Origin of the sequence: Bacillus sp. Root920 (assembly GCF_001429445.1) — a bacterium.
Taxonomy (GTDB): Bacteria; Bacillota; Bacilli; order Bacillales; family Bacillaceae; genus Bacillus; species Bacillus safensis.
Window position 1 is genome coordinate 89,838 of record NZ_LMJV01000001.1, and the last position, 19,836, is coordinate 109,673.

General features: G+C 43.8%; 18 protein-coding genes. 16 read left to right on the top strand and 2 right to left on the bottom strand.

What is annotated here, in order from left to right; translation table 11 throughout:
- The first annotated feature begins 38 nt into the window (after positions 1-38).
- From ASE42_RS00410 to ASE42_RS00440, 7 genes are all read left to right on the top strand, one after another.
- Complete coding sequence (locus tag ASE42_RS00410) at positions 39-1,364, top strand: DegT/DnrJ/EryC1/StrS family aminotransferase (RefSeq protein WP_056765018.1); 1,326 nt, start codon at positions 39-41, stop codon at positions 1,362-1,364.
- Entirely contained in the window at positions 1,339-2,205 is an 867-nt protein-coding gene (locus ASE42_RS00415) for an HAD-IIB family hydrolase (protein ID WP_056765020.1), read from the top strand. The genes ASE42_RS00410 and ASE42_RS00415 overlap by 26 nt, the downstream gene beginning before the upstream one ends.
- A complete protein-coding gene (locus ASE42_RS00420) occupies positions 2,202-3,248 on the top strand; it encodes a Gfo/Idh/MocA family protein (protein ID WP_056765025.1) in 1,047 nt (348 codons plus the stop codon). The genes ASE42_RS00415 and ASE42_RS00420 overlap by 4 nt, the downstream gene beginning before the upstream one ends.
- Before the next feature lie 54 nt (positions 3,249-3,302).
- Positions 3,303-4,493: an MFS transporter gene (locus ASE42_RS00425; protein ID WP_025092791.1), complete on the top strand. Its 1,191-nt coding sequence runs from the start codon at positions 3,303-3,305 to the stop codon at positions 4,491-4,493.
- 92 nt (positions 4,494-4,585) lie between these two features.
- Positions 4,586-5,215, top strand: a complete 630-nt coding sequence (locus tag ASE42_RS00430) for a LysE family translocator (RefSeq protein WP_024424337.1) — start codon at positions 4,586-4,588, stop codon at positions 5,213-5,215.
- A 105-nt stretch (positions 5,216-5,320) separates the two neighbouring features.
- Positions 5,321-5,704 carry a UPF0715 family protein gene (locus ASE42_RS00435; protein ID WP_056765027.1) on the top strand — a complete coding sequence of 128 codons (384 nt, stop codon included), beginning with the start codon at positions 5,321-5,323 and terminating at the stop codon, positions 5,702-5,704.
- A 191-nt stretch (positions 5,705-5,895) separates the two neighbouring features.
- Positions 5,896-6,654 carry a YqcI/YcgG family protein gene (locus ASE42_RS00440; RefSeq protein WP_056765030.1) on the top strand — a complete coding sequence of 253 codons (759 nt, stop codon included), beginning with the start codon at positions 5,896-5,898 and terminating at the stop codon, positions 6,652-6,654.
- Here the strand turns inward: ASE42_RS00440 and ASE42_RS00445 are convergent.
- On the bottom strand, positions 6,649-7,965 hold the full coding sequence (locus ASE42_RS00445) for an amino acid permease (RefSeq protein WP_029706583.1): 1,317 nt from the start codon (positions 7,963-7,965) through the stop codon (positions 6,649-6,651). The two genes, ASE42_RS00440 and ASE42_RS00445, sit on opposite strands and share 6 nt — an antisense overlap.
- A gap of 112 nt (positions 7,966-8,077) precedes the next feature.
- On the opposite strand from ASE42_RS00445, the gene ASE42_RS00450 reads away from it, so the two are divergent.
- From ASE42_RS00450 to ASE42_RS00490, 9 genes are all read left to right on the top strand, one after another.
- Entirely contained in the window at positions 8,078-8,674 is a 597-nt protein-coding gene (locus ASE42_RS00450) for a DUF1989 domain-containing protein (RefSeq protein WP_024424336.1), read from the top strand.
- A gap of 199 nt (positions 8,675-8,873) precedes the next feature.
- Positions 8,874-9,695 (top strand): ammonia-dependent NAD(+) synthetase, encoded by an 822-nt coding sequence (gene nadE, locus ASE42_RS00455; protein WP_025092795.1) that lies wholly within the window; start codon positions 8,874-8,876, stop codon positions 9,693-9,695.
- Positions 9,696-10,210: 515 nt separating this feature from the next.
- Entirely contained in the window at positions 10,211-11,068 is an 858-nt protein-coding gene (locus ASE42_RS00460; RefSeq protein ID WP_024427250.1) for a citryl-CoA lyase, read from the top strand.
- Positions 11,065-12,498, top strand: coding sequence for an aldehyde dehydrogenase family protein (locus ASE42_RS00465; protein WP_056765034.1), 1,434 nt, complete (start codon positions 11,065-11,067; stop codon positions 12,496-12,498). Before ASE42_RS00460 ends, ASE42_RS00465 begins: the two co-directional genes overlap by 4 nt.
- A gap of 9 nt (positions 12,499-12,507) precedes the next feature.
- Positions 12,508-13,281 (top strand): type I 3-dehydroquinate dehydratase, encoded by a 774-nt coding sequence (gene aroD / locus ASE42_RS00470; protein WP_056765039.1) that lies wholly within the window; start codon positions 12,508-12,510, stop codon positions 13,279-13,281.
- A 38-nt stretch (positions 13,282-13,319) separates the two neighbouring features.
- Entirely contained in the window at positions 13,320-15,080 is a 1,761-nt protein-coding gene (locus tag ASE42_RS00475) for a thiamine pyrophosphate-binding protein (protein WP_056765041.1), read from the top strand.
- Between the two features lie 23 nt (positions 15,081-15,103).
- A complete protein-coding gene (locus tag ASE42_RS00480) occupies positions 15,104-15,484 on the top strand; it encodes a cupin domain-containing protein (protein WP_024424330.1) in 381 nt (126 codons plus the stop codon).
- A gap of 125 nt (positions 15,485-15,609) precedes the next feature.
- Positions 15,610-16,812 carry a CaiB/BaiF CoA transferase family protein gene (locus ASE42_RS00485; RefSeq protein ID WP_080780824.1) on the top strand — a complete coding sequence of 401 codons (1,203 nt, stop codon included), beginning with the start codon at positions 15,610-15,612 and terminating at the stop codon, positions 16,810-16,812.
- Between the two features lie 45 nt (positions 16,813-16,857).
- A complete protein-coding gene (locus ASE42_RS00490) occupies positions 16,858-18,171 on the top strand; it encodes an MFS transporter (protein ID WP_056765044.1) in 1,314 nt (437 codons plus the stop codon).
- A gap of 244 nt (positions 18,172-18,415) precedes the next feature.
- Here the strand turns inward: ASE42_RS00490 and ASE42_RS00495 are convergent, their stop codons facing one another.
- Entirely contained in the window at positions 18,416-19,774 is a 1,359-nt protein-coding gene (locus ASE42_RS00495; RefSeq protein WP_056765048.1) for a hypothetical protein, read from the bottom strand.
- Positions 19,775-19,836: the final 62 nt, after the last annotated feature.

The following is a 19,836-nucleotide window of genomic DNA, read 5'->3' on the forward strand; positions in this document are numbered from 1 at the left end:
ATATTAACAAAAGGAATTGATTAATTGGAGGGAATGGTATGCAAATATTGACGAAGATATCAGGTAAAAGCAAGGATTATCTTCCTTTGCTGGATATGATCAATCAAGGTGTTCAAGTAAAGGCCGATTCAATTGAAAAGCATCTAGCAAATGAAAAGCTGGTGACGTTCCTTGAGCAAGATATAGAGCGCACAGGTTTGGAAAAAATTCTCTTCCATTATAAACAAAATAAGGAAAAAAAGATACCGTTTCTGCCAGTTGACAAACTGATTTCAGAAGATGAAATCGATGATATTATGCAGGTGCTGAAGGAAGTATTGAGCTCTGGCCGTTTTACTTCAGGGCCATATATTCCGACATTTGAAAAGGCGATTGCTGAGTACTTAGGGAAAAAATATGTCATTGCCACGTCAAGTGGAACAGATGCATTAATGATCAGTCTCATATCAGCAGGCGTCCATCCAGGAGACGAGGTGATTTTGCCGGCCAATAGCTTTGCTGCAACAGAAAATGCAGTGCTTGCCATTGGGGCTGTTCCGGTATATGCCGATATTGATCCTGAAACCTACTGCCTCTCACCGAGTGAAATAGAGAAACATATCACAGATAAAACGGTATGCATTCTACCGGTTCATTTATATGGAAAGCAAGCGGATATGAAGGAGATTTCGGCGATTGCGAAACAGCATGGACTGAAAATCATTGAAGACGGCTGTCAGGCGATTGGCAGCAGCGGCCTTGGCGCTTATGGAGATGGACTTGTTCTCAGCTTTAATCCATACAAAAACCTTGGGGTCTGCGGAAAGGCAGGAGCCATCGCTACAAATGATGAGGCCTTAGCGGAAAAATGCATGGAGATCAGCTATCACGGCTTTGAAGCTGGAAAGAAAAATGTCAAACGCAGTGACTATGGCTTTAATTCGAAAATTGATAATTTGCAGGCAGCGATTGGACTCGAACGAATGAAGTATTTAGGACTGCAAAATTTCAAACGTTTTTACTTAGCCAAGCGATACATTGACCAGCTGCAAACGCTTGAGGATGAAGGATATATGAAGCTCCCGACGCTGACAGATGATCATGTATGGCATCTATTCCCGATTAGAGTGCTGAAGGGAGAACGAGATGAACTGGCATCGAAATTGCTGGAAATGGGCATAGAGACGGATGTCTATTACCCGGTTCTATCGCATCAGCATCAAACAAATCTTGTTTCTCAAAAATATAGACAAACGACACTTCCACACACGGAAAAAGCTGCGCAGCAATTACTTCACTTGCCGCTTTATCCAGGAATGCCGCTGCAAGATCAGGAGAAGGTCATCGAGGGGGTTCATCATGTTATCAAGTCTTCCATTCAATAAAAAACTGCTGAATCAGCCGAAGAATCCGCAGTGGATCGTCTTCTGTGACTTTGATGAAACGTATTATTCTCACGGAATGACAGAGGAGCAGAGAGAGGATGTCAAGCGGCTGGAAGCCTTTGTAGCAGAAAAGAGTGAAGCGGGACAGCTCTTGCTGGGCTGGGTGACGGGAAGCAGTCTCGATTCTGTCACGAGCAAAATGGAAAAAGGCGAGTTTCATCAATTCCCGCATTTCATTGCGTCGAACTTAGGAACTGAGATTGTATATACGTCGGATGCCCATTTTGGACAGCCAGATGCAGAGTGGATGAAGCGGCTGGATGCGCAGGGCTTTTCAAATGAAAAAATCGAAGACATCCTGGAAACCATCCGAGAAAAGGGAATTTCCCTTAGGCCGCAAACGCAGCTGGGCAGCTCAGGGTATAAGAAGAATTTCTATTATCAGGAGCAGGATGAACGGACAGATCTTCATCATCTATCATTTATCCAAACACTGGCTAAAGAGCGAGGCGTGGCGGTCAATATCAACAAATGCAACCCGCTTGCAGGAGATCCTGAGGATTGCTATGATGTCGATTTTTTACCAGTCGGAACAGGGAAGGATGAAATTGTCCGTTTTATGCTGAACCAATATGATTTATCGAAAGATCAAGGCTTTGCCTTTGGTGATAGTGGGAACGATTTGCGGATGCTTCAATCCGTCACACACGGTTTCCTTGTCCAAAATGCGACAGCCGAAGCCAAACGGCACCATCACCAAATTTGTCATCATGGGTATGCAAAAGGAATCTATGAAACACTGAAAACAGTGATGTATAAACATGAGGAGGCACATTCATGAAGAAAATTGGAATTGTTGGAGCAGGGAATATTGCAAAAGCACATGCAAGAGCATTATCAACGATCAAAGGTGCAGAATTATCCGGTGTCTATGATTTGCACGAGTCAGTTGCACAGGGATTTATTAAACAGTACGGCGGGCGTGTGTATTCAAGTATTGAGACACTGGCAGATGCATCTGATGGGTTGATTATTGCTTCTCCTAATTTTTGTCACAAGGACCATGCTCTTCAGTCGCTAAGAGCAGGACAGCCGATTTTATGTGAAAAACCGATGGCTGTGTCGCTGAAGGAAGCGAAGGAAATGGTGGAGACAGCCAAACAGTTCCAAGTTCAAGCCAGTATGGGCTTTAACTATCGTTATTTATCCTTTGTGAATATATTGAAGAACTTGATTGCCAACGGTGAATTAGGCCGCATTTTAACTGTCAGAACTCATTTTAAGAAAAACAGTGCCCTTAGAAGAAAGACTTTTTCATGGAGAGACAGCGGTGAAAGTCTGCGTACGAGCGGTGCACTAGGGGATCTTGGCATTCATTTGATTGATATGCTGTGGTACTTATTTGGCAGTGAAATGAAGAAAGAATCACTTAACACCAAGGTGCTGACACATGTAAAGGAAAAAGAAGAGAAAAAGGTTCAGGTGGATGATCATACCGAAATTTTTGGGCAGATGGAGAATCAAGTGTTCTTTCATTTAGTGACATCCAAAAGCACGCAGCCTGAGGAATGTGGATTTAGTGTAGAAGTCGTTGGTCATGACAAGGTATTCAAATACCATACGAACATGAAAAACGAATATGAGATCAGTGATGGATTGTGTGTGGAGCGTCATCAAATGCCGCAAACTTTGCTGACAGATCCGCCAAATGAATTTTACGGATGGTCCGATACATTCCGCGATCAGCTGATGCATTGGGTGAATACTGATCCATACCCATCTCATATGAAGGTCGCTGATTTTGAAGATGGTTATCGCGCTCAGGCTGCGCTCAATACATGCTTTGAAAGGGAAGAGGCAGTCGTCTCTGCCCAGGCATATTAAAGAGGTGGAGCGGAGGATATCATGACTCCGCTCCTTTTTAGAGGAAGTGAGAAGATGAAAAAGGTATTTTATTTTGGCTGTGTCTTTTATTTTTTTATTGGGACCATTCATGTATTTTTTGGCAGCTTAACACCTTATTTGCTGTCTAGTTACGATAAGGGCCCAGGGGAATTATCATCTTTAATTTTTTTTCAGTTTATTGGTTTTTTGACAGGTGTTCTGTTATCCCCCATTTTAGTGAGAAAAAAAGGCTATGGCGCTGTGCTGACGATGGGTCTTTTGCTGATGATCGGCTCACTTCTGCTGGGGCTATTGGTGCCGGGCTGGACAACGCTTGTGCTGGCAGGTTTTTTTCTTGGGAGCGGCGCTGGCAGTCTTGAGACAACAGCCGGTGCGTATGTCATTTCGATGGCTAATAGTGCAAAGCGAATCAGTATTATGGAAGTCTTTTTTGGACTAGGTGCGCTGTTATTCCCGCTAGTGATTCTGCTGACCGTCACAGAACAGACATGGCAGTATGTGTTTTTATTTCAGGTGGGTGCGCTGACATTTTTCCTCATGCTCTGGCTGGTTTTTATGAACAAACTGCCTCATGGACAGATGGATGCTCCCTCCACAAGGGGGACGCGGAAACCGTCTTTACTTGTTGATCGAAATAATCGAATGATTGTGGTGATCATGATTTGCTTTGCCTTTTTCTACGCAGGGATTGAAACGAACTTTGCGAATTTTTTGCCGTCGATCATGCTGGAAAAAGGGGGAGAAAATTGGGGACTCTTTGCGGTCTCTACTTTCTGGACAGCGATCGTCATCGGCAGAACCGTGATCGCGAGAAAAGCTGATCAGCTGCATCCGCTGCGTTTTTTAAAGCTAAGTGCATCACTGATGATTTTGCTGCTTGTGATATTCGCTCTGACAACCCACATTACCGCGCAGCTGATTCTCATCTTTTTCATCGGCCTTTGCGCAGCTGGCATGTTCCCAATCGCACTGACAGCGTCTGCCTTAATGATTGAAAATGCCATCGATGAGGCGACAAGTTATTTTATTGCAGCTGCGAGCTTAGGCGGAGCCTGCTTGTCCTTTTTGATTGGATTTAGTCTGGAATGGGCAGGAGCGGCTAGTGCCGTCTTTGTATTTGCTTTCTTAGCTGTTCTTCTGTTCGCAGCTGCGATTCAAATGAATCGTTCTAAGAAAAAAGAAACGGTACACGCGCAGCAGTCAGCACTGAAAGCAGACCGCTAAGCCTCCACCTGAAATGATGACAAAGGACTTGTACTAAAACGCAGAAAGTTTGAATAACATGTACAAGTCAGCATCAAAAGGAGGACGTCTATGTGGCGGTGTTTTTTGGTTATATCTTTTTAGGGTTGTCACTTTCAGCGCCTGTTGGGCCAGTCAATGCAGCCCAAATCGACAGAGGGATTAAAAGTGGATTTTGGCATGCGTGGATTTTTGGTGTGGGGGCTATGGCTGCGGATATTGTCTATATGCTTCTCATCTATTTTGGTGTCGCCCAGCTTTTGACTGCACCTCTTGTCAAAACCTTTTTGTGGCTGTTCGGCTTTTTCGTTTTGACCTATACCGGCATTGAAAGTCTGCGTAAAATCAATTTACAGGAGAGTCCGAAAAAGGACAGCGAAAACACATCAATTGGCAAATCGTTCATGACCGGATTTTTCATTTCTCTATCTAATCCGCTCAGTATTTTGTTTTGGCTTGGCATCTATGGCAGCATCTTAGCCAATACGATCGAAAAGTATGGAGCTTCCCAAATGCTCATGTACAGTATGGCTATTTTTATCGGCATGCTGATCTGGGATTTCAGTATGGCGCTGCTTGCTAGTTCGTTTAGGCGTTATTTAAGTGAACGTGTTTTACATGGCTTATCTGTTCTGGCAGGTCTATCTTTACTTGGTTTCGGCGCCTATTTTGGATATCAGGGGATCATGGCGTTGATTGGGTAGAAAAACAGACTGACACATTCAGTCTGTTTTTTTTGTAAGGATTGACAGATATAACACATTATTAAATAATGATGGAACAGAAAATGATTTGAAGGAGCTTCTGCTATGCGTCTGTTTTTGCCAGTATTCAACTATGTGTGTATGTTGATTTTATCAGTCATCACAGCAACATTCGTTTATACGTTTTTATTCATGCCGCCTGAATTGGGCTTTAGTTATGTGGAGATGACCAGTCTGTTCATTTTGCTCGCTTATGTCATTTTTGCTGCACCGATTCAGTTTGTTTTACACCGGCATCCGAAGAGGTTTCGAAGCCGTGACTTACTGATTTATTTTATTGCGGCATGGCTGGTTTGTTCGGCTTTGGCTTTATGGATTGATTATGGGCTTGTTGTGTTCATGAGCTATAAAGTCTATCTGTTTAGCTTCTGCGCAGCCCTTATTTATTGGGTGCTGGATTCCGTCTTTTTGATGAATAATCGATCGTAGGTATGACGAAAGGCTCTCTATTAACTTACACTAGTCTGATCATACATAATAGAATAAAAGAAACAAATACCTGCTCAATTTAAATGGAAACCCCATTTTGTCATGCGCTAGGAAAGTCGTGGAAGGACAGTCACCACAGCCATTTGCACCTCATAGGCTATGGAGAAGACGCTAAAACGAGGTGTAAAGAAATGGCCCAGCTGTATGCAAAAAGTTGCCTTGATCAAAATCTACGATCACTAGAAGAATGGAAGCAGGATGCTTTCACACAATTTGGCGAGATGGTAGGAGATGAAGCCGATACATTCCCTTGTGTACCCGGAAGACAGGGATTTTTTCTCGATCATTTACGCTATGGGTTTGTTGGTGACCCGAGGAAAGAGGAAGCGGTGGATGAATTAGCCCAGCTGCTGAGAGAATATCAAGGCTGTGCGAAAGAAACCGGTCAATATGCTTCATTTATCTGTTTTTTTGAAACACCGCAGGATTTAAAGGAAAGCTCGCTTGAAGAATTTGAGCAGCAGTTTTGGTCGCTGCTTCAACGGCTGCATCATAAAGATGAAGAACCGTGGCCTGAGGAGATTCCGCTAGATACTCATCATCATGAGTGGGAGTATTGCTTCCATGGGGAAGCGTATTTTATTTTGTGTTCCACACCTGCCCACAAACTCAGAAAAAGCCGCCACTTCCCTTATCTCTTGATGGCATTTCAGCCTAGATGGGTGTTTGAAAAATTGAATGGATCGACCAAGTTTGGACAAAAAATGAGCCAGCTCGTTCGCAAGCGGCTCAAAGCATATGATGAGGTCAGTGTTCACCCATCATTAAAATGGTACGGGGACCCGACCAATCATGAATGGAAGCAATACTTTCTCCCAGATGAAGAGGCGGAGAAACCAGCCTCCGCCAAATGTCCATTTACTGCATTAAAAAACATGATGAAATTATGATGCGGTCTGATCCTGCTTCCACTTTTTCCTCATAAATAGCACCATGATGGCAATCACTGCAATGATCCCAAGGCTGATAAAAAAGCCAGGTCGTCCGCTTGCCTCTGTTAATGTGCCTGATACAGCGGCTCCAATTAAGAGCAGCGCAAGAATCATTTCGCACGTTTGGCGGGTGGATGGCTTGGATAGCTTTTTACTTGAGAACAGAATAAAAATCCATGTGTACAGCAGGGTAAGACCGGCTGCTGTTGTGAGATGCTCGTAGATGTGTTTGGACAAAAAGAGTGCAAGCAAAATCGAGACAATTAAGCCAGCAGCAGTTAAGATAATCGAAGACCATCTCACATGCGATGGATCTTTTTGTTTAAAACAAGCAGGTGCATCCTGATGCTCTGACATTGTGCCGAGCAGCGTTGTGACCGCATAGAGAGAGGCAACCAATGTCGAAAAGCCAGCAATAATGAAAATGCCATTAAAGATATGAAGAAAGATCGATAAATGAAACGGCTCTAATGAAGTAATAAATGGACTGCTGTTCTCATTAAAGGCTGTCACTGGGACAAGCAAGAGAGCAAGTCCGATCGAGACGATATAGATGACCGCTAGAATGATCAGCATGACACGTCCAGCTTTTGCCGCATCCTTCGGGTCCTTTAAATGAACCGCCATCAGCCCCATGACTTCAATTCCCCCAAATGCATAAAACGCATAAATCAATCCATTCCAAAGACCAAGCGGACCAAGAGGCATCCATTCGTGATCCTTGTTAGGCAGATGAAGGGTCGGTTTATGTTCTGTCAAAATGCCGAATAATACAAGCACCGCAAGAATCATAAATAGAAAAATCGCCGCTGTTTTCAGTACCGCAAGAACATTTTCTGTCTTTTGAAAAGAAGAAAGCCCAATGATAATGACGAGCAGGGCAAGAGCGGAATAAATCGCAGAAAACACCCAAAGCGGAACAGAAGGAAACCAGTGGCGGGTAAACAGAGAAATGGCGGTTAACTGACTTCCTGTAATCAGCATTTCTGCAAACCAATACACCCAGCCATTGCTAAACCCTGCCCAGCGTCCGTATGCTTTACGAGCATAGGAACAAAATGACCCTTTATCAGGATTATCGGCTGTCATCGCAGCTAAATGTTTAAAGACGAGATACGTTCCGGCCGCAGCAAGCAAAAAGGAGATGCAGACGGAATAACCGGATTTTGTAATGGCGATGCTGGAACCAAGGAAGAACCCAGTGCCAATTGTACAGCCGACTCCGATGAGAGAAAGCTGCCACCAAGATAAAGATTGTTCTTCTTTCAATGCAAGTGCAACACCTTTCTATTTCAATGACATTAGCTTGTGACCGCGTCTTTTTTTTATACATGATCAAGGGGACATTTTGGGCATACTGTCATGGAAAGGAGTGCATGTGATGAACGGAGAACACGTCATTTTACCAAAGGGTAGACTCGGCTTTCGTTTAGGAAAAGGCCAATGTATGCGAGTGGTTGATGTCGAAGGCCAGCAAGTAGCAGATGTGATGGCCTATCATGAAAAAGATTTTTATGAAAAATTTGACCAAGGTGCGACGATGGACAGTTTGTTCTCGTCTAAAGTGAAAAAAGGCGATAAGCTTTATTCTAATTTATATAAACCGATGTTTACGATCATTGAAGATACAGTGGAATGCCATGATTTATACATGCCCGCCTGCCGGCAAGAGATGTATCAGCTTTTATACGGCCGGACGCACTTAGAGGTTATGCATACATGCTACGACAATTTGCGGACTGCCTTTGAGCCCTTTGGAATTCCAAAGGAGGATATGTACTATCCTTTTAACGCCTTTATGAATACAGTCATTGATGAAAAAGGAAAGCTGTCTGTGGAGGAGCCAAAATCGCTGCCCGGTGACTACATTCGCCTGCGGGCTGAAATGGATCTCATTGTGGCCGTGTCTGCATGTCCTGCTGATATTGGGAAGTGTAATGGATCAAGCTGTACATCTATACGGGTAGAAATTGATTAAAAAAGAAAAAGGACCAGTCCATAAAGACGTGGTCTTTTTCACTTGTGAATGTTTGATCATCTAAGAAATAGGGGAACGTCTAACAAAATGTTCTTGATGAAAACATGGTATAATGGAGATTCAAAAAACGTTGTTAAATCAATGAATTGTGAGTAAAACCTGTTCTCTTCATGTAGAGGATGCTTAGGAGGAAAAGTGTATGAGTTTGCAAAAAAAGATCAGCCAAGAGTTGCATGTGCAGCCCTCAATTGACCCAAAGCAGGAGATCGAAAAACGGGTTGGATTTCTAAAGGAATACTTGAAAAAAACCGGGGCAAAAGGATTCGTTCTCGGCATTAGCGGCGGGCAGGATTCAACGCTTGCCGGACGTCTTGCACAGCTTGCTGTCAGTGAGCTTCGTCAAGAAGGAAAAGAGGAGGCGGTCTTTATTGCGGTACGCCTTCCGCATGGTGTGCAGCAGGATGAAGATGATGCACAGCTCGCCCTATCATTTATTCAGCCAGACAAGTCGTGGAAATATGATATTGCACCTGCCGTGTCAGCATTCAGTGATCAATATCAAAAGGAAACGGGCGGCCCATTGTCTGACTTTAATAAAGGGAATGTCAAAGCACGCATGAGAATGATCGCGCAATATGCTGTTGGTGGTGAGGAAGGATTGCTTGTCATCGGTACAGATCATGCAGCTGAAGCAGTAACCGGCTTCTTCACGAAGTATGGTGATGGCGGTGCAGATGTTCTTCCGCTAACAGGTTTGACAAAACGCCAAGGCCGTGCGCTTTTAGAAGCCCTAGAAGCTCCGGAACGCCTGTATTTAAAGAAACCAACAGCCGATCTGCTGGATGATAAACCTCAGCAAACGGATGAAACAGAACTCGGCATTACGTACAATGAAATTGATGATTACTTAGAAGGAAAACCAGTGTCAGATCAAGCCGCCGAAGCGATTGAAAAGCGTTATGTTCAATCAGAGCATAAACGCCAAGTACCCGCTTCCATGTTTGATGACTGGTGGAAATAAAAAAGAAACCTCTCCAGAAGATGGAGAGGTTTCAGCGTGTAGACAAACCCTCGCATTCGTTGTCAGGCCTGCATGCCGGTGCTCACGAATGTCACATTCCGAACCGGTACTCATCCTTCCTAGGGCTGCAAAGGTTTTCTATCACGCTGAAAAGAAGACAAAGGGCTAAAATAAAGATCATTTTAGCCCTTTGTCAATAATCAGAGACCTCTCCAGATGGAGAGTTTTTTTTATGTCGAATTTCAATTGAGTTTGACAAAATAACCAAAAATTCATTAAATTAGTAGAACGATCTACTTAAGTCCATTTAACTAAATATCAATTTTTTTGATCAAAAAAAGCAAACATAATTAGTTCGATTCACTTAATTTCGCTCCTATTGACAGTATTTTCAGAAAAAATAATTGACGAATAAAAAGAATGCGCTTACAATGAAACCACATTCCGAAAAGTGAAATTAGATTCCACTGGATGGAATAAAGGGGTGGTTCACCTCCAAATAAGAAGCTAAAGGAATGATTCACACAATGAAAAATCGAAGTGCACTGGAAATTTACAAAGAGGGAGGCGCTTGGTGGGAGACTGAGATTAGTCATATTCAAAAAAATTCAATTGAAATTCGAGGGTATCCGATTGAAGAACTGATTGGTGAATTGTCTTATCCACAAATGCTCTATTTACTGCTTGTTGGTGAATTATTGGATGATTCAAAAGCAGCTCTTTTTGAAAGTGTTCTTGTCGCAGGTGCGGACCATGGACCAAGAGCACCATCTATTGCAGCAGCTAGAATGGCGGTGACTTGCGGCATTTCGTTTAATTCCTCTGTAGCAACAGGGGTGAATCTATTAGGTGACATTCATGGCGGAGCTGGAGAGAAGGCCATGCGCATGCTATACGAGGCTAAAGCGATCTACGATGATCAAAAGGATATACACTCTGCGGCAAAGCAAGTGTGTCAAACATGGTTAAATCGCAAGGAAAAAATCCCGGGAATCGGCCATCAGCTTCATGATGATGATCCGAGGGTGAGACGTCTATATGAGCTGAGTCACAAACATGTCCAGCAAGGTCTTATCAGCGGCACATATTTACGGTTAGCCGAAGCGATTAGGCATGAGCTTGAACAACTGAAAGGGAAGAAAATCACGATGAATATAGATGGTGTATCTGCTGCCATCCAATGTGAATTAAACATTCCAGCAGAAGCAGCAAAAGGCATTTTTTCCTTATCCAGAGGAATGGGCATCGTGGCGCATGCATATGAGGAGCTGACAAAGGGAGCCCTCGTGAAAGGACCTTGTCCGAATGAAGAAAGATTGGTTCGTTATGCAGGACATGGAACGCGGCACTTGAAGGAGGGAGAGAAAATTTGAGTAGTTTGAGAGCGTTGTCATATATAAACGGCGAGTGGCTGGATACCGGTCGTGTGAAAACAGATATCATCAATCCTTACTCAGGAGAAAGGATCGGTACATCCTATCTCGCCTCATCAGAAGACATAGAACAGGCACTTTCTAGTGCGCAGCATGCTAAAAAACAAATAGCGGGAATATCGGCAATCGAACGCTCAAAGCTTCTAACAAAAGCAGCCACCTTGCTTGAAGAACAAAAAGACCATTTTGCAAAACTGATTTCGCTAGAATTAGGCAAACCGCTTAAAAATACAAGAGATGAAGTTTCGCGGTCAATCGAGACGCTGGCGCAATCGGCGGAAGAAGCGAATCGATTAATAGGTGAGACCATTCCTGGCAATGTATCATCGCGCGGACAGGGAGCAATGGCCATGACATTTAAAGTACCAGTCGGAGTTGTGCTGGCGATTACCCCTTTTAATGCACCGCTCAACTTAATTTGTCACAAAGTCGGTCCGGCCTTTGCGGGAGGGAATGTCATCATTTTGAAGCCTGCACCGCAAACATCAGCTGTTGCCACAGCGTTTGTCGAACTCCTTCTCGAAGCAGGATTTCCTGAGGCTGGTTTGCAGCTTGTGATTGGCGGGGTCGACGCCGGGAAACAGTTAGTCACTGATGATAGAACGAATCTCATCTCTTTTACCGGCGGGGCTGCCGGAGGCGAACACATTACAACCTCTGCGGGATTAAAAAAGGTACTGCTTGAACTCGGAGGGAATGGAGCGACGATTGTTCATCACGATGCAGATATTGAACAAGCCGCATCCATGTGTGCCAAAACAGGCTTTAGTAATTCCGGTCAAAGCTGTATTTCTGTTCAAAGAATTTATGTCCACCAGGAAATGATGCCGTTGTTTACTGAGGTATTAAAACAAAAAGTAGAGCAGCTTGTTGTTGGAGATCCGCTGTCCAGTGAGAGTGATATCGGCTGTATGGTCGATGTACAGGCCGCACAGCGTGTTGAGGCATGGATACAAGAGGCAGAGAGCATGGGTGCCCAGCTTTTATGCGGGGGGAAAAGAAATGGAGCGAGCATCACACCGGCTATTTTGCTAAACCCTCCGAAACAGGCCAAGGTCGTCTGTGAGGAAGTGTTCGGCCCAGTTGTCAGCATTCTCCCTTATGAGGAGCTGGAGGAGGCAATTAAAGAAGCAAATGATAGCCGATATGGTTTGCAGGCAGGGATCTTTACGAATCAGCTGGATGTGGCATTACACGCAGCAAAAGAGCTTGAAACTGGCGGCGTTGTCATCAATGGGACATCGAATTTTAGACTGGATCATTGGCCTTATGGCGGGATTAAACGAAGTGGCCTTGGAAGAGAAGGTCCGCGTTTCGCCATCGAGGAGATGACCGAAACCAAAATGGTCGTGCTTCCAAATGGTCTGTGAAAGGGGCGTATGGATGTGAATGCATTTCAGCAAAAGGTAAAAAGTGTGCAGGCAGGCGGTCAGCCAATGATTTGTACGCCGCTCATCGGACAAACAAAGGAAGAATTGTTTCATGAGATAGAGGTGTTAACAGAGAAGAAGCCTGATGTGATAGAGTGGCGGGCGGATTTTTTTCATCACCTTCATGACAAGGATCAAGTGATAGAAACCCTTAAGGGAATGGTAGAAAAGGCAAAGGGCATCCCATTTTTATTCACCATTCGTTCTGAAAAGGAGGGAGGCGAAAGGATATCACTCTCAGAATCTGAGAAGGTTTCTCTGCTTGCCGAACTTTGTTCCACACAGCTTGTGGACGCCGTTGATTATGAATTCATGCATGATGTGACACATATACAGCAAGTCAGTCAGGCAGCTAAAAGACATGGCGTTACCTTGATTGTGTCGTATCACGATTTCGATCGCACCCCTGAGGTGGATCGCCTCGTGCAGCTATTCGTCAATGCAGAATCAGTCGGCGCCGACATCGCAAAGATCGCAGTGATGCCGCATTCCTATGACGATGCATTAACACTGCTCTCGGCGACCAGCCATGCGAAAAAGCAGCTGTCAATTCCCGTTATTTCCATGGCAATGGCGGAATACGGGGCTTTTACAAGAATGATTGGCGGGCTTTTTGGTTCTGTGATGACCTTTGCTGTAGGGAAAGAAAGCTCAGCTCCCGGGCAAGTGGCGATACAGGATTTGAACAATGTTCTATCTATTGTGTTTTCAAAGAATAAGTGAGTAGCAGATTCATAGCTGCACCGTGAGAGGAGAGAAACATGAAGAAGAATATTTCTACACAGGTTATTCAGTACTTAGAAAATCGGGGAGTCGAGCATATTTTCGGCCTCTGTGGTCATACGAATATTGCTTTTTTATCAGCGCTTGAAAAAAGCTCGATTCAATTTGTAAATGTCAGACATGAACAGATAGCGGCACATGCAGCAGATGGTTATGCGCGGGCGAAGAAACAGACGGCTGTTGTTCTCAGTCATCTAGGACCTGGACTCACCAATGCCGCAACAGGGGTAGCGAATGCAGCACTTGATTCCATTCCAATGGTTGTTATTGCAGGAGATGTCCCAAGTCACTATTACGGAAAGCACCCACACCAAGAAATCAATCTTCATTCCGATGCCTCTCAATACGAAATTTACCGGCCGTTTGTGAAAAGAGCATGGCGAGTCGATATTCCAGAATTATTTCCAGAGATTTTATCAAAAGCATTTCAGTTAGCTGAAAGCGGCCGTCCTGGCCCGGTGCTTATTTCTGTTCCAATGGATGTGTTCTCAAAAGACCTAGATGTGTCCCTGTTTGAACAAATCAACCATCATACACACACCATTGAAAAACCTTCTATTGATGATCAAACGGCCAATCGGATATTAGATCGATTGCTGCAGGCAGAAAGACCGCTCTTATATGTTGGGGGAGGCATTTTATTAGCTGATGCAGCTGAAGAACTAAAGGCTTTTTCTGACCATCTAAGTATCCCTGTCGCCCATTCTTTAATGGGGAAAGGAGCCATGCCGGATGATCACCCAATGACCCTTGGAATGACAGGGTTTTGGGGGACGAAATTTATCAATGATCAGTGCAAAGAGGCGGATTATATATTGGCTTTAGGCACTCGTTTTGCTGAAGCTGATGCGAGCTCGTGGGAATCGGAGTATACGTTCAATTTCCAATCAACCAAGCTCATTCATATCGACATAGATCCGAATGAAATTGGCCGTAACTACCCTGTTGAAATTGGAGCGGTAGCCGATCTTAAGCAAGCCTTGACTGTACTCAATCGAGTGGCGAGAGAAAGGCTGCCAAAAGGGCTGAATCGTCCTGAATTGAAAAAGGAAATTGCGGCATATCGTAAGGATTTTCAGGCTAGCAATCTGACGAATGTTCAAGATGAATCCTTCCCAATGAAGCCGCAGCGTATTTTGCAGGAAGTGCGGGAAGTATTGCCGCCAGATGCGTTTATTACAACGGATGTTGGCTGGAACAAAAATGGGGTTGGACAGCAATTTCCTGTGTTGACGCCAGGAACCATTTTAACGCCAGGCGGCTTTGCAACGATGGGATTTGGAGCCCCTGCCGCACTTGGGGCAAAGATTGCCCAGCCTGACCGTGTTGTTGTGTCACTCGTTGGAGACGGCGGCTTCGGTCAAAATCCATCCGTTCTCGCAACAGCCGTTGAAGAGAACATTCCTGTTGTGTGGATTGTGATGAATAACAGTGCATTTGGCACAATAGCCGGCTTGCAAATGGCGCACTATGAAACGACGTACGGCACTGTTTTTAGAAAAGATGGAGAAAGCTATTCACCGGATTTTGCTGCCATTGCGAGAGGTTATGGAATGAAGGGGATTAAAATCACCTCTGCTTCTGAATTCAAAGAAGCTTTAGCTGAAGCCATTGCTTCTCAGGAGCCTTGCGTTATTGATGTAGCAATGAAAAATGATCCTGTTCCTACGGATGGACATTGGAATATTAATGACATTTATTCACCAAATTCAAAGCGCTCACATGTCAGCGTGAATTAATCAGAATGAGGGAGGAATTAACAATGAAAATTAAAGTATTGAATCCGTTTCAAGATGGGAACCCATTATGGTTAGGCTTAGATCGTCCAGAGGAGCAAATGGTTCGAAAGGTATTTCAAACCATTACACCGGATACAGTTGGTTCAGAACATATGATGGCGGGTCTCACCATTTTTGAACCAGGGGAAGCAAGTTCAGTGCACAATCACCCGGGTTCAGAGGAATTTGATTTTGTGATTAAAGGATCTGGCGAAGTCATTTGTGATGGAGAAAGGCAGTCCTTTAAACAAAATGATTTTATGTTCATTCCTGACGGTGTCCCGCACCAGCATGTGAATACAGGAGATGAACCTTTATGGCTCATTTGGCTCTACACACCGCAAGGGCAGCTTCCAAAGGATTAAAAACCTGCACCGGTAAGCCCTCTTTTTGAATCATCAAGGCTTTCCGGGTCAATCAGAAAGATGAAAAGGGCTAAAATTAGGAATGATTTTAGCCCTTCATCACTTGAATGAAAGGGAGTCAAGCAATGAATATGAATACACCGCTCGAAGGAATAAAAATATTAGACGTCTCTACGATGATTGCTGCACCCTATGGCGCGGTGCTTCTAGGGGATTTTGGAGCAGAGGTCATCAAAGTCGAGATTCCTGGCAAAGGCGATACGCTGCGGCATGTCGGCCCTTTTGCAGATGGGGAACCACTTAGATGGTCTGGTCTCTCACGGAATAAGAAATCCCTTACACTGGATTTGCACAAAGACGAAGCAAAAGACATTTTTAAAAAACTTGCGGGCCAGGTCGATGTGCTGATTGAAAATTTCCGCCCTGGAACACTGGAAAAATGGGGCGTTGGGTACGATGTGTTAAAAGAAATCAACCCTCGTTTAATTATGATTCGTGTATCGGGTTATGGTCAAACGGGCCCGTTTAAGGACAAAGCCGGATTTGGAACACCAGCGACGGCGTTTAGCGGCTTTACATATATTCAAGGGTTTCCAGACCGGCATCCAGTCAGCCCTTCCTTTTCTCTCACTGATTATATTGCTGGCATCTATGTGGCGTTTGCTACTGTGACAGCGATGTATTACAGGGATACACATCCAGAAGGAACTGGGCAAATGGTGGATTTGGCCCTCTATGAATCTGTGTTTCGTATGTTAGAGTTTTTGGTTGCAGAATATGACAAGCTTGGGAAGGTGCGTGAGCGTTCACCGGGGCTGAGCGGACATTCAAGCCCTGCCGGCACCTATGAGACAAAGGATGGTCATTATTTGGTTCTTGTGACGAGTACAGATTCGACCTTCAATCGATTGGCAGAGGCGATGAATCGATTAGATTTACTAGAGAATGAAAAATTCGCGGTCAATGCATCCAGGCTGAGGCATAACAAAGAAATGGATGCGATCGTCTCTGAATGGATCGCGTCGAAAACAAGGGATGACGTATTAGAAATTTTAGATAAACACGGTGTTCCTGTGAGCCCAATCTTAAGTATTCGGGATATTTTTGAGCATCCGCAATTTAAAGCACGAGAGAATATCGTCGAGGTGCATCACCCTCGTCTTGGAAAAGTGAAGGTGCCTGGGATCATTCCAAAGTTTGAAAAAACACCTGGAAGTATCCGTCACATTGCACCTGATTTAGGCGAACATAATTATGAAATTTTAACAAATATGCTTGGCTTAACAGAAGAAGAGTGTAAGCAGTTAGAAGAAAAAGGGGTAATTTAATACGCTCAACCGAACCGCACGCTGCGGAAACAAAGGAGGATGGTTATGAAAGTGCATTCAGAACTGAAGGGGAATGAATTGCAGCCCGCATATGTGAAACCAACGAAAGCCCGTTTTGGCATATTGATTCTGTTGTTTTTTATTACCGCTATTAATTATATTGATCGAGCCAGTGTATCCATTGTTGCTCCTGCAATTCAATCTTCATTGCAATTAAATCCTGCCTTATTAGGCTTGATTTTTTCAGCATTTAGCTGGACATATACAGCGATGCAAATACCAGGCGGTTTTATTCTCGATAAATTTGGCTCAAAGGTAACGTATGGGATATCACTCGTTACTTGGTCTATTTTCACATGCTTACAGGCGTTTGCGAACAGCTTTGCCTTTTTATTTGGCTGCCGTTTGTTTATTGGGATTACAGAATCTCCCGCTTTTCCTGCAAATAACCGTATTGTTACCACATGGTTTCCAAGGCGGGAACGGGCTTTTGCAACAGGTGTTTATACTGCTGGAGAGTATGTGGGTCTTGCATTTGCGACACCTCTTCTATTTTGGATCATGACGACTTTCGATTGGAGAACCGTCTTCATTACGGCAGGTGCGCTCGGTATCATATTTGCTTTCTTTTGGTACAAGTATTATCACGAACCGAAAGAGCATCCGAAGATAAATGAAGATGAGTTAGGATTAATCCGGCAAGGCGATGGGCTGACAGTCGCATCACAGGAGAAGCTGAAATGGGCAGACTTTGCCGCCCTTCTAAAATATCGTAAATTGATCGGGCTTTATATTGGCCAATTCTCTGTTGCGTCTACCCTTTTTTTCTTTTTAACATGGTTTCCGACCTATTTGGCAGAGGCGAAAAATATGGCGTTTCTCAAGGTAGGTTTTGCTGCTTCTCTTCCTTATATTGCTGCATTCTTTGGGGTCTTGTTTGGAGGTTATGTGTCTGATTGGCTGCTTAAAAAGGGCGTATCAGTGAATGTAGCGAGAAAGCTGCCAGTAGTGGTTGGCTTGCTGATGACGAGTACCATTGTTTTAGCAAACTTTACAACAAATATCCCGCTTGTGCTGACCATTTTATCCATCGCTTCATTTGCGCAAGGATTGTCTAATATCTCTTGGACGATGCTGTCTGAGGTGGCACCGCGGGAAATGGTTGGGCTGGCTGGCGGCGTATTTAACTTTTTTGCTAATTTAGCTGGGATCATCACTCCGCTGATTATCGGATTCATCGTGTCGGCGACAGGCTCTTACAATGGAGGAATTTTATTCGTCAGTTTAGTTGCTTTAGGCGGGGCATTGTCGTACATCTTTATCGTAGGTAAAATTGAACGTATTCAATTAAAACCATAGAGAGAAAGCAAAAGAGAACTCAAGGGTGAGTTCTCTTTTCAGCGTGTAGACAAACCCTTGCATTCGTTGTCAGTCCTGCGTGCTGGTGCTCACGAATGTTAAATTCGCTCCGCGCCCGTGCTCGTCCTTCCTAGACTTCAAAGGTTTTCTATCACGCTGAAAAGAAGACAAAGGGCTAAAATCAACATCATTTTAGCCCTTTGTCAACAATCTGAAAAGAGAACTCAAGGATGAGTTCTCTTTTTTATGTATAAAAGATAACGGTGATGATCGCTGCACATGCGATACCCATGCTGATATAAAGGCTGGCAAACCATATATTCCAGCGAGTGATACGGTAAGGGTTGACCTTCATCAAATCAGCTAATAGGGAGACAGAAACATTAAAAGGACTAAACATAACAGTCGATGTGCCAGCAACGATCAGCATGATGGCAATGGGAAGAGCAGGCAGTTCATGGATGACTGGTGCCATCATGCTGACTAACAAAGCAAGTGAGACGAGCGGGTGAAAGCCGCAAAGGGCAGTGATCAGAAAATACAACCCAATGACACAATAAACCCAAATGGCATGGTCTGATATACTGACAATAAATGCTTGAATCGGCTGCATACTGTTTGTCGCAAGGAGCATATCGACAAAGAAGCCTGCACTTAAAAATAGACACATATAGTTGGAGAGCTGACGGGTTCTTTCTTTCCAATGAGGCACAGAGACAGCGATATACTGTTTTCTTTTTTTGATAACAGAAGAGAATAATAGAGCAAATGGAATAATCGTCAGTACTACAGCGAATAAATAGCCTTTCCCAATCCATGCATCGACAAGTGAGACGACTGTCATAAAACCTAGCAGCATGAAAGCGAGCTGAAGGGTTTTTCGCTTAATTCGATGAGGATTGGCGTTTGTTTCTGAAGACTGAATGATGTTTGGTAATCGTTTGCTTTGACGAGAAAAAAGCATCCAATCTATCGCCAGCACAACGACCATTAAACCAAAAGTAATAGGTGCAATTTGATAATATTTTAGTTTGGTTGCATCAATGGTGACGCTTACCAGCACTTCAACAGGACTCCAGCTTAAACATAATGCATATGACCTTAAGAGGTTGCGTGTATAAAGATGTTGTTTCACTTGTTCTTTTAGGGATTCGAGCGACGGTTTGAGCGATGTATATAGTAAAGGAATCGTCGCGATATTTAAAAACATGCCGAGTATATGAGTGACAAATGAACTCTTGCGATAAAGCTGATTTGAGCTCGTTGTATGCAGTGTGAGCAGTTTATTTAATTGTGTATCGAAATGTCCAACATGTATGAGAGAATGAATAAAAGGCAGCATGAAAAAGAGAGAAAGCAAGCCCAGCATGGAATGAAAGTGAAGAAAAAACGTGTGCAATGGCTGGCCGGATAAGAAGAATAAGAACAACCCAATGATGAGAAATACAGCACCTGTTTTCAAATAAAGACCGCTTGCTTTCTTAAAAGAAATGGTGAGCGAGATAGCAGCCAGCAGACCAACAAAATAGGAGAGTATGAGAGCAGGAAATAGTTGATGAACTATATATAGACTGATAAGCAGTGTAAAAACGAGCAGGTACATTCAAATATCTCCTCCATCAAATATCTTCAATTGATTTTATTCTGTCTGGTGGAATTTGTTTT

Coding starts and splice junctions, on each gene's coding strand:
- ASE42_RS00460 (WP_024427250.1), top strand. CDS start 10,211: ATGATTCACACAATGAAAAATCGAAGTGCACTGGAAATTTACAAAGAG.
- ASE42_RS00425 (WP_025092791.1), top strand. CDS start 3,303: ATGAAAAAGGTATTTTATTTTGGCTGTGTCTTTTATTTTTTTATTGGG.
- ASE42_RS00415 (WP_056765020.1), top strand. CDS start 1,339: ATGTTATCAAGTCTTCCATTCAATAAAAAACTGCTGAATCAGCCGAAG.
- aroD (WP_056765039.1), top strand. CDS start 12,508: ATGGATGTGAATGCATTTCAGCAAAAGGTAAAAAGTGTGCAGGCAGGC.
- ASE42_RS00480 (WP_024424330.1), top strand. CDS start 15,104: ATGAAAATTAAAGTATTGAATCCGTTTCAAGATGGGAACCCATTATGG.
- ASE42_RS00490 (WP_056765044.1), top strand. CDS start 16,858: ATGAAAGTGCATTCAGAACTGAAGGGGAATGAATTGCAGCCCGCATAT.
- ASE42_RS00440 (WP_056765030.1), top strand. CDS start 5,896: ATGGCCCAGCTGTATGCAAAAAGTTGCCTTGATCAAAATCTACGATCA.
- ASE42_RS00410 (WP_056765018.1), top strand. CDS start 39: ATGCAAATATTGACGAAGATATCAGGTAAAAGCAAGGATTATCTTCCT.
- ASE42_RS00495 (WP_056765048.1), bottom strand. CDS start 19,774: ATGTACCTGCTCGTTTTTACACTGCTTATCAGTCTATATATAGTTCAT.
- ASE42_RS00435 (WP_056765027.1), top strand. CDS start 5,321: ATGCGTCTGTTTTTGCCAGTATTCAACTATGTGTGTATGTTGATTTTA.
- ASE42_RS00420 (WP_056765025.1), top strand. CDS start 2,202: ATGAAGAAAATTGGAATTGTTGGAGCAGGGAATATTGCAAAAGCACAT.
- ASE42_RS00475 (WP_056765041.1), top strand. CDS start 13,320: ATGAAGAAGAATATTTCTACACAGGTTATTCAGTACTTAGAAAATCGG.
- ASE42_RS00485 (WP_080780824.1), top strand. CDS start 15,610: ATGAATATGAATACACCGCTCGAAGGAATAAAAATATTAGACGTCTCT.
- nadE (WP_025092795.1), top strand. CDS start 8,874: ATGAGTTTGCAAAAAAAGATCAGCCAAGAGTTGCATGTGCAGCCCTCA.
- ASE42_RS00450 (WP_024424336.1), top strand. CDS start 8,078: ATGAACGGAGAACACGTCATTTTACCAAAGGGTAGACTCGGCTTTCGT.